The 10,428-nt window shown below is 27.3% G+C and carries 9 protein-coding genes; all 9 read right to left on the reverse strand.

Annotated features, from left to right (window positions below):
* Positions 1 to 108: 108 nt before the first annotated feature.
* Positions 109 to 3,624 (reverse strand): chromosome segregation protein SMC, encoded by a 3,516-nt coding sequence (gene smc / locus Q0V09_RS04160; protein ID WP_297487293.1) that lies wholly within the window; start codon positions 3,622 to 3,624, stop codon positions 109 to 111.
* 46 nt (positions 3,625 to 3,670) lie between these two features.
* On the reverse strand, positions 3,671 to 4,261 hold the full coding sequence (locus Q0V09_RS04165) for an XTP/dITP diphosphatase (protein WP_297405901.1): 591 nt from the start codon (positions 4,259 to 4,261) through the stop codon (positions 3,671 to 3,673).
* Positions 4,261 to 4,995 carry a ribonuclease PH gene (gene rph / locus Q0V09_RS04170; RefSeq protein WP_297487295.1) on the reverse strand — a complete coding sequence of 245 codons (735 nt, stop codon included), beginning with the start codon at positions 4,993 to 4,995 and terminating at the stop codon, positions 4,261 to 4,263. Before rph ends, Q0V09_RS04165 begins: the two co-directional genes overlap by 1 nt.
* A gap of 41 nt (positions 4,996 to 5,036) precedes the next feature.
* Positions 5,037 to 6,851 (reverse strand): ABC transporter ATP-binding protein, encoded by a 1,815-nt coding sequence (locus Q0V09_RS04175; RefSeq protein ID WP_297487307.1) that lies wholly within the window; start codon positions 6,849 to 6,851, stop codon positions 5,037 to 5,039.
* Positions 6,852 to 6,885: 34 nt separating this feature from the next.
* Positions 6,886 to 7,956 (reverse strand): lipid-A-disaccharide synthase, encoded by a 1,071-nt coding sequence (gene lpxB / locus Q0V09_RS04180; protein WP_297487297.1) that lies wholly within the window; start codon positions 7,954 to 7,956, stop codon positions 6,886 to 6,888.
* Positions 7,953 to 8,756, reverse strand: a complete 804-nt coding sequence (locus Q0V09_RS04185) for an LpxI family protein (protein ID WP_297487299.1) — start codon at positions 8,754 to 8,756, stop codon at positions 7,953 to 7,955. The genes lpxB and Q0V09_RS04185 overlap by 4 nt, the downstream gene beginning before the upstream one ends.
* Positions 8,756 to 9,529: an acyl-ACP--UDP-N-acetylglucosamine O-acyltransferase gene (lpxA, locus tag Q0V09_RS04190; RefSeq protein ID WP_297487301.1), complete on the reverse strand. Its 774-nt coding sequence runs from the start codon at positions 9,527 to 9,529 to the stop codon at positions 8,756 to 8,758. Before lpxA ends, Q0V09_RS04185 begins: the two co-directional genes overlap by 1 nt.
* Before the next feature lie 20 nt (positions 9,530 to 9,549).
* On the reverse strand, positions 9,550 to 9,975 hold the full coding sequence (gene fabZ, locus Q0V09_RS04195) for a 3-hydroxyacyl-ACP dehydratase FabZ (protein WP_297487303.1): 426 nt from the start codon (positions 9,973 to 9,975) through the stop codon (positions 9,550 to 9,552).
* Between the two features lie 16 nt (positions 9,976 to 9,991).
* A partial coding sequence (locus Q0V09_RS04200) for a UDP-3-O-acyl-N-acetylglucosamine deacetylase (RefSeq protein WP_297487305.1) occupies positions 9,992 to 10,428 on the reverse strand: 437 nt, incomplete at its 5' end.

The raw sequence follows: 10,428 nt of genomic DNA on the forward strand, positions 1-10,428 counted from the left end.
ATTAGATACTTTATTTATTTTTAAATGCCCATGGTCATAAAGCCAATTACGTATTGAGGTTATAACAAAATAAATATACGATAAAAGTTTCATTTTTCCCTCTCTTTACTATATTTTTACTGGAACTAATTTAGAGATTCCTATTTTTTTATTCATTGTAACCCCATATAATGAATCTGAAGCTTTCATTGTTTCTTTATTATGAGTAATTAAAATAAACTGAGATCTGTCTGTAAATTCCTTTAATTTTCCAATTAATTTTTTAGTATTCTTTTCATCTAAAGCTGCTTCAATTTCATCTAAGAAAGTAAAAGGACTAGGTTTATACATGAATATTGCCATAATAAAAGCAATAGCTACCATAGATTTTTCACCACCAGATAGTAGAGAAAGTGATTGTCTTTTTTTATTTTTATATTTTACAAATATTTCAACACCACAATTTGTAAAATCATCACCATTATATAACATTAGTTTTCCTTCTGAATTATCTAATGTTTCTGTACACATTTCATTAAAGTTTTTATTTATCTCTTCATAAGCTTCGTAAAATTTTTCCTCTATTGTTTTATTAATATCCTTAATTAATAAAGATAAACTTTTTTCTCCTTTTACTAAATCTTCTCTTTGAATATCTATAAATTTATACTTATTATCTAATTCTTTAAACTCCTCTATTGAAAGAAGATTTACTGAATCAAAATTTTTCAATTTATTTTCAAATTCCTTCACTTTAATTCTACTCTCTTTTAAATGCTTTTCTTCTATATTTAAAAGTTCCACTTCTAAAAGTTCATTTAATTGTACTTCTATCTCTTCTATCTCTTTTTCATACTTTTCTTTTCTTTCAATCTCTCTATTAAAAATTTCTTTTTCTTTAAATAATTTTCCTTCTAAATTTCTAGAATTTTTAATTAAATTTTTAGAATCTTCCTCTAAAATATGATCCTCTTTTTTCATATTTTTTAATTCTTCATTTTCATTTTCAAATTTCTCATTTTTATTTTGAATCTCTATCTTTATAGTATCTTCTTTTTCTTGTAATTTTTCAAGCTCTTTTTTTATTTCTTCATTTTTATTTTTTATTTCTTTTATTTTTTCAGTTAGCTCTTTATAATTTTCTTCCTCTTTAATTTTCTCTTTTTCAATTTGAATACTTCTATCTTTACTATTTAAATATAAAATTCTAATATCTGAAAAATCATTTTTCAATTTATTAATATCACCATTTAAATCAAGAACTAATTTATTGTCTCTATCTAATTCATCCTTTAAATCAGATACTATCTTCTCTGTTATTCCCTTAGAAGATTTTGAATTTTCAACTCTTTTAGAATATTCTACACTATAACTTTCTTCCTCTTTTATTTCAATCTCTATTATTCTTTTTTCTTTTTGAATCTTTTCACTTTTTCCTTTTAATTCTTCATATTTTTCCTCTGCTAACTTCACATGCTTTCTTAAAACATCTTCTAAGTTATCAATATTCCCTATTTCATCTTCATATTTTTCAAGTTGTTTATTTAATTTTTCTAGATTCTCATTCCAAAAAATCAAATTTTTCTTTAACTCTTTACTCTGTTCCTCTAATAATTTTATCTCTTTTTTTCTTTCAAAAATTTGACTTACAATTGAGTTTCCACTATCTCCACCAGTAATTCTCCCTCTTGAACTTAATAACTCTCCAGATAAAGTTACTATATTTCCAGAAAATCTATTTTTCTTTATAATATCTAATGCTATATCAACATCTTCTACAATTAAGATATTTCCAAGTAACATATCTAAAACTTTACCATATTTTTCCTCTGAAGAAACTAAAGTTGAAGCTCTTCCAATAACGCCCTCAATTTTTGGTATATCTTTTAAATTTCCAACTTTTATTGTATCTAAAGCTAAAAACGAAGCTCTTCCAACTTTTTTATCTTTTAATATTTTAACACAATACTTAGCAACATCACTTGTTGTTACAACTATATCTTGTAAGTTTCCTGGAATTGCTGCTTCTATTGCTTTTTGATATTCATCTGGAACATTCATTAAAGATATTACAGCTCCATATACTCCATTAATTTTAGAGTTAAGTACTTCTTTTACTCCTTTATAGAACCCCTCATTACTATCTTGGACTCTATACAAACCTTGAAGTTTTGCACTACCTCTTCTCTCCTCAAACTCAGCATTTCTAATCAATTCTGAAGATTTGTTCATATCCTTACTTAAACTACTTATCTCTTCTTCTAATTTTTTCTGTCTATCCTCTGTATCTTTTAACTCTTTAATTTTACTTTCTTTATGAGTCTGAGCAATATTTAATTCTCCAAGAATATCATTATTTTTCTTTTCATGATTAACTAGTTCATCTTTTAGTGAATTTATTTTAAATTCACTTCCCTTCATTCTTCTAGTTGAACTTTCAATTTCATTAAGAAGTTTTAATTTTTCTACTTCTAAATCCATTATCTTTTTCTTTTTTAAATCAACAGATATCTCTTTTTCCCTCTTTAAAGTTTCTTCAATTTCTATCTTCTTCTCAAACTCTTTATTTTGAATTTCTATATTATTTATTTTATCTAGAATCTCATTTTTTTCACATTCTAACTTTTCAAGCACTTCATTTTTAATATCTATATTTTTTTCTATATTTTTTTCTAATTCTAGCTTTTCAACTATTTCCTTTTTTATAAAAGTAATTCTTTCCTTTACTCTTATTTCTTCTTTTTCTAATCTTTCTATTTCACCTTTTAAACTACTGTTATTTTCAGAATAATTTTCTATTTGTTTATAAAGTTCTTTCCTTCTCAACTCATTTTTAATTAAAATTTCTTCATTTTTAAAAAGTTCTTCATTATATTGAGATATTAATATTTCTAATTTATCTTTTTCAATATTTCCATTTTCAAGAATATTTTTTTTGTATTGAACATCAAAAGTTAAAACACCTTTTTCAAGAATATTTTTTTCTGTTTTTATATTTAAAAAATTAATAGCTTTCTTAGATTGTCTTTCAACTCTATCTCTATTTTCACCTATCTCATTTAAAACTAACTCTATTTTCTCAAGTTCATTTTGAACTTTTTCTAATCTTTTTTCAGATTCTATTTTCTTATATTGACACTTTTTAACTCCAGCAGCCTCTTCAATTATTCCTTTGAGTTCTTTATTTGAAGATGATATAATTCTTTCAACTTTTCCTTGCCCTATAACAGAGTAAGCACTTTTACCAACACCTGTATCTAAAAAAAGCTCTCCTATATCTTTAAGTCTAACTTTTTTATCATTTATTAAATAATCATTTTCTCCTGTGTTAGACATTTTTCTTGTTATCTTTATATTCTCACATTCAATTGGAAAAAATTCATCTTTATTATCAATAAACAATGAAACTTCAGCATAATTTGCTGCTTTTTTTCCCTCTCCTCCAGAAAAAACAATATCCTTACTTTCTTTTGCTCTTATATTTTTATAAGATTGCTCTCCTAAAACCCATAGAATAGCATCTAATATATTTGATTTTCCACTTCCATTTGGTCCAACTATTGATGTTATTCCACCATTAAAATCCAATTTAATTCTTTCTCCAAATGATTTAAACCCATAAATTTCTATACCTTTTAAATACATTCTCTCTCCCACATAATTTTTTTCTTAAAAAAAGCTAACCCTTAGGTTAGCCAATATTTAATATTTCATTAATCCCTTTTTTTAAAGCATTTAATGCTTTTGCTCTATGACTAATTTTATTTTTTATCTCTGGCATCTCTGCAAATGTTTTATCATATTCTTCTACGTAAAAGTGTGGATCATATCCAAATCCATCTTTTCCTCTTGATATATCTATAATTTCTCCTTGAACTTCACCTCTAAAAGAGTAACTCTCTCCATTTGGTTTCCCTAAAGTCATTACAGTTACAAACTTAGCTTTCCTATTTTTTACATTTTTTAGATTTTCCACTAATTTTTTATTATTTTCTGCATCTGTAGCATTTTCACCTGAATATCTTGCTGAATAAACTCCTGGTTCATTATTTAAAGCTTCTACACATAATCCAGAATCATCAGCTATTGTTATCATATTTGTAAATTTTGCTATTTCAAGTGCTTTCTTTTTTGAGTTTTCTTCAAAAGTATTTCCATCTTCTATAACCTCTGGAATTTCAATCCCATCGTTTATAGATAGTATTTCTATATTTGATCCATCAAGTATTTTCGATATTTCATCTATTTTCTTTTTATTTCCTGTGGCTAAAAAAACTTTCATTATTTTGAGAACTCCTCTTCTATCTCTTTCTTTTGAACCTCTATTAATTCAAAGATACCTTTTTCTGCTAATGCTAATAGGTCATTTAATTCTGTTCTTGTAAATGTAGACTCTTCTCCTGTTCCTTGAAGTTCAACAAACTCTCCCTTATCGTTCATTATTACGTTCATATCAACACCTGCTGATGAATCCTCTGTATACATTAAATCAAGCATAGGAACTCCTTTTACTACACCAACTGATATTGCTGCTACATTTGCATTTAATGGACTTTCTTTTAATAGTCCTTTTTCAATAAGTCTTCTCATAGCCATTTCAAGAGCAATGTATCCACCTGTTATTGAAGTAGTTCTTGTTCCACCATCTGCTTGAATTACATCACAGTCAATTGTTACTGTTCTTTCACCTAGTTTTTCAAGATCAATACAAGCTCTTAATGCTCTTCCTATTAGTCTTTGAATCTCCATAGTTCTTCCACCTAGTTTTCCTTTAGCAGATTCTCTCATATTTCTATCTCCAGTTGCTCTTGGTAGCATAGAATATTCAGCTGTTATCCATCCCTTACCTTGATTCTTTAAAAATGGTGGAACTTTTTCCACAACTGTTGCTGTACAAATAACTTTAGTATTCCCTACCTCTATTAATACAGACCCTTCTGCAAACATAGTATAGTTTCTAGTAACTTTCACTGGTCTCTTTTCGTTTAATTGTCTTCCATCTTCTCTTAATGTCATTTTTACATCCTCTCAATTCATTTTTTATGTTTTTTATATTTTTATACGTACTGTTCTACTTCTTCAAGATTTCCCTCTTCTATCACTTTAACCTCTTCTAAATCATTAGGTTCTAATCTACCAAATTGAATTTCATATAATTTTCTATATATTCCATTTTCTTTTAGTAAACATTCATGATTTCCTACTTCTTTTATCTCTCCATCTTCCATAACCACAATCTTATCCGCATTAATTATTGTAGATAATCTATGTGCTATAACAAAAGTTGTTCTTCCAACCATTAATTTATCTAATGCCTCTTGAACTAATCTTTCTGATTCTGTATCAAGTGCTGATGTCGCCTCATCTAAAATCATTATACTTGGATTTTGAATCAAAGCTCTAGCTATTGCTATTCTTTGTTTTTGTCCACCAGATAAAAGAACTCCTCTTTCACCAACTTCTGTTTCAAATTTATTTGGTAATTCCATTATAAAATCATATGCATTTGCCATTTTAGCAGCATTTTCAATATTTTCTTCACTCATATTATCTTTTCCAAAAGCAATATTTTCTGCAATTGTTCCACTAAATAAGAATGTCTCTTGAGGAACTATACCTATATGATTTCTATACTCTTCTAAAGATATTTCTCTTATATCAATATCATTAACTTTTATTTTACCACCAGTTATATCATAATATCTAGGTAATAAATTAACTAAAGTTGTCTTTCCACTTCCACTTTTCCCTACCAAAGCAACAACTTCTCCTGCTTTTACCTCTAAATTAAAGTTCTTAAGAACTCTATCTTTTCCATCATCATACATAAAATCTACATTTTCAAATGATATTGTATCTATTGTTTTAGGAACTTCTATTGCTTTATCTCCTATGTGATCTATCTCTTGAGGAATATCTAATATTTCTATTACTCTATCTGCTGATGGTAATGCTTCTTGTAATTCACTATTTCTTTTAATAAGTGTTTTTAAAGGTTGTTGCATTAATCCTATTGCAGTTATAAAAGATATTAAATCTCCTGGAGTCATTGTTTGAGTTATTATTATTTGATAACCTCCATATGAAGCTACTAATAAAATCATTAGTGTTGATAGAACTTCATTAATTGGAGAAATCTTTGCTTTTATTTTAATTGTTTTATATATCTTATCAAACTCTTCTTGAGTTACATCTTTATACTTATCAATTATTTTATCACTTCTATTAAAAGCTTTGATTACTGATATTCCAGATAGTGCCTCTTGAATAAATGCAGTTACAAAACCAACTGTATCTTGTCTTACTCTTCCTGATTTTCTTATTTTTTTTGTATATTTTTTTATCATAGATAATATTGCTGGTAAAACTGTTAATGATATTAAAGCTAAAATAAAGTCCACTTGAAACATTCTTACAAGTAAAGCTACAACAGTGATAAACTCTTTTAACATATCAAATAACATAAATCCAATTCTACCTAAAGTAGTTGAATCACCAGACAACCTTGCCATAGTATCTCCAAGTTTATTCTGCTTAAAATAAGATATTGGTAATCTTTGCAAATGTGAAAAAACATCTATTTTAATATCTCTTCTTATTTTTTCTGTTATATACCCTGATGAAATTGATGCAAAATAATTTGTGATAACCTTAATTATTGTAGATACAAATATAGCCCCAATAACTATTACCATCATTTTAGCATTTTTATTAACTAAAACATCATCTATTAAATATTTACTTAGCCATGCTGGAACTGCACTCATCAATGAAGTTACTGTAGATAGTAAAACAACACCAATCATAGCTCCTTTGTATTTTAAACTGTATTTCAAGAAACTGTTTAAAGACTTATTTTTAAATAGTTTCATTATTTTCTTATCAAATTCATTTGTTTTTTCCATCTTATCTTCCTCTCAATAAAAATTTAGCATATTGTTTTGTAATATCTTCCCCTGAAAGTTTTTTTCTAATTTTATCTATTTTTTTATAAATGTCATCTAAATTATTCAAAATTTCTTTCATACTTTTTTCAATCTCTTGTGGATTGCATTTTTTCTGTAAAAGTTCTGGAAAAACTTCTTCATTTAAAGTTAGATTAGGTAAAGATACATATCCTACTTTCAATATATGTTTAGCTATAAAATAATTTATGGCACTAGTTTTATAAACTACAATTGTTGGCAGCCCTAATAAAGCTAACTCTAAAGTTACTGTTCCTGAAGCTGCTATTGCTAGTTTACTACTTTCTACTGCTTCTTTTAAGGATATCTTACTATTTATCTCTAAATTCTTATATTTGCTTAAATCTTCTTGAATCCATTTTAAATGCTCTTTTGAAGAAAGCTTTAATAAAAAAGTTTGATTTTTATTATTTTCTACAACATTTAACATATCACTCATTAAAGATTTAATCTCTTGTTTTCTACTTCCTGGTAATAACAAAATTTTATCACCATAATGCTCTACTGGTTTGTATTTTTCTGTAAATGGATTACCATAATAAATTGCATTAATATTATGTTTTTTATAAAAGTCCACTTCCCATGGAAATATTACCATAATATGATCAGCTAATCTCAATTTTTCTACTCTTTTTTCTCCCCAAATCCAAAGTTTTGGAGGAATATAATAAAAAACTTCAATATCTTTTATCTCTTTTTTCAAAAGTTCTAAAAATTTCAGATTAAAACCACCATAATCCACCATAATAACTTTTTTTATATTTTCTTTTTTTATAAACTCTATATACTCTTTTGCTTTATTTTTTAAAAAATTATATTTCTTTATTGCTTCTACAAATCCCATTATTGCAAGTTCATCTATATCTTGCAGTATTTCCACTCCCTCTTTTTCAGAGTGACGACCTGCAACGCCATAAAATTTAACTTTTGGATCTTCTTCCAAAGCTTTTTTCACTAAATAAGAAAGGTGTAAATCTCCTGATACTTCTCCTGTTGATACAAATATTTTCATATTTTCACTCCAATAATAAAGATGTTATTTTCCTCTGCTAATTTTTTACACTCTTCCAAATCTAAAAATAGCATTTTTTCTGCCTCTACCACAATACCTTTAGCTTTTATCTCTACAGCTTTTTTTATAGTATTTATTCCAACAGCTGGTATATCAACTCTCATATCTTGCTGAGGCCTTGACATTTTTATAATTATACACCCTTCTCCTGCTAATTCTCCTGCTCTTTTTATTGTTTCATCAGTTCCTTCAATTCCCTCTAGTGCTATAACTGAAGACTCCTTACAAACAACTGTTTGCCCAGCATCCACTTCACTTAAAGCCTTTGCAGTTTCTATTCCGATTTTAATAGTTTTTTCATCTTCAATATTTCCAGATATTCTTGTATATTTTTTCTCTTTTACCATTAAACTTCCTAAAAGATGATTCTGTGGTAAAACTTTTATCTTATTTAATCTTAAAAAAGATATTACACCAAAAAGAAGCGTTTCATCTTTTTTATCTGGCAATCTTTTTAATAACTCTTCTCCAAAATAATCTAATTTCATATTTTGAAAAAGTAATGACTTTTCTACCTTTCCAAGCATAACTACTTCTTTAATATCATTTAATAATAAATATTTTGTAATTTCTCCAATTTCTCCAATATTAAAAGATTTATAATTTTTATGTTTTTTTATCTCTTCTTCTATAGTATCAAATAAACCAATTAAATATACCTCTATATCCTGAGACTCTGCCTCTCTTAGGAAATATAGAGGTAACTTTCCGTTACCTACTATTATTCCAATTTTTCTCATTATCTTGTAATCCCCCTGTTACTATCTTTTATAAAGTCAACAAGATACTTGATATTTTTATCCTCTGAGAATGTTGATTCCAATTCTGCTAAAGCTTCTTTTAGAGGAGCACCCTTTCTAAATAAAATTCTATAAGCTTTCTTTAAATTAGAACGATCCTCTTCAGTGAATCCTTTTCTTCTTAATCCAATACTATTTAACCCTCTAACTACAGCTTTATTTCCCTCTGCAGTTACAAATGGACAGATATCCTGATTTACAGCACTTCCACCACCAATCATTGAATAAGACCCAATTCTACAGAATTGATGAACTGGTGTTAATCCTCCAATAATAGCATAGTCATCAACTGTTACATGTCCTGCTAAGGTAACTCCATTTGCTAAAATACAATTATCTCCTACTATAACATCATGAGCCACATGAACATATGCCATTAGTAAGTTATTACTTCCTACTATTGTTTCCCATCTGTCATCTGTTCCTCTATGAATTGTTACAAACTCTCTTATGGTGTTGTTATTTCCAATTATTGTTTTTGTAGGCTCCCCTTTATATTTTAAATCTTGAGATGCTTTTCCTATAGATACAAAAGAATATATTAAATTATCCTCTCCAATCTCTGTTATTCCTTCAACAACTACATGAGATTGTAATACTGTATTTTGCCCTATTTTTACATCTTTACCAACAATACAAAAAGGTCCTATTTTTACTCCTGGTTCTAATATTGCTCCATCTTCAACGATAGCACTGCTATGAATTTCAATCACTCTTTTTTCACCCTACTCTCTTATTTGTCCATAATTGTAAAAGTGAATGATGCTTCTGTCACCACTTTTCCATCAACTTTTGCCACTCCTGTAGCTTTTACTATATTTCTTCTTAATTTATCCACTTGTACTTCATATACTAACTGATCTCCTGGTCTTACTGGAGCTTTAAATTTAACTGATTCTATTGCTGCAAAATATGGAACCTTTCCTTCAGTATCATCTAAAACTAATACTCCTAAACACTGAGCCATTCCTTCAACAGTTAATACTCCTGGCATTATAGGGTGTCCTGGAAAATGTCCATTGAAAAACTGTTCATTTATAGTTACATTTTTTATTCCTACTATTTTTTGTGCCTCTGTATCCATCTCTATTATTCTGTCAACTAATAAAAATGGGTATCTGTGTGGTATTCTCTTCATTATTTCCATTACATCTAACATATTTAATTCCTCCTGATTATTTTAATAGTTTGGCAAATTCTATATCTAAAGCGTGTCCCGCTTTGATAGCTATAATATGTCCTCTAATTGGTCTATTTAATATTTTTAAATCACCAATTAAATCAAGAATTTTATGTCTTACAAATTCATCTTCAAATCTTAAGCCATCTGGATTTAATACTCCATTCGCTTTTATTACTATTGCATTTTCTAAAGTTCCACCTAAAGCAAGATTATTCTTTTTTAAATAATCCACTTCATAATCAAATCCAAAAGTTCTAGCATTTCCAATCTCTTTTTTATAACTATCTAAATTAACTTCTAATTCTAACATTTGTGTCTTTAAAAATGTATGATTAAACTTAATAGTATAAGTTATTTTATATCCATCAAAAGGCAATGCAACAATATGTTTATCTCCACTTGTTAAACTTACTGGTGAAGTTATTACTA

Origin of the sequence: uncultured Cetobacterium sp. (assembly GCF_947039425.1) — a bacterium.
In the GTDB taxonomy this organism is placed as follows: domain Bacteria; phylum Fusobacteriota; class Fusobacteriia; order Fusobacteriales; family Fusobacteriaceae; genus Cetobacterium_A.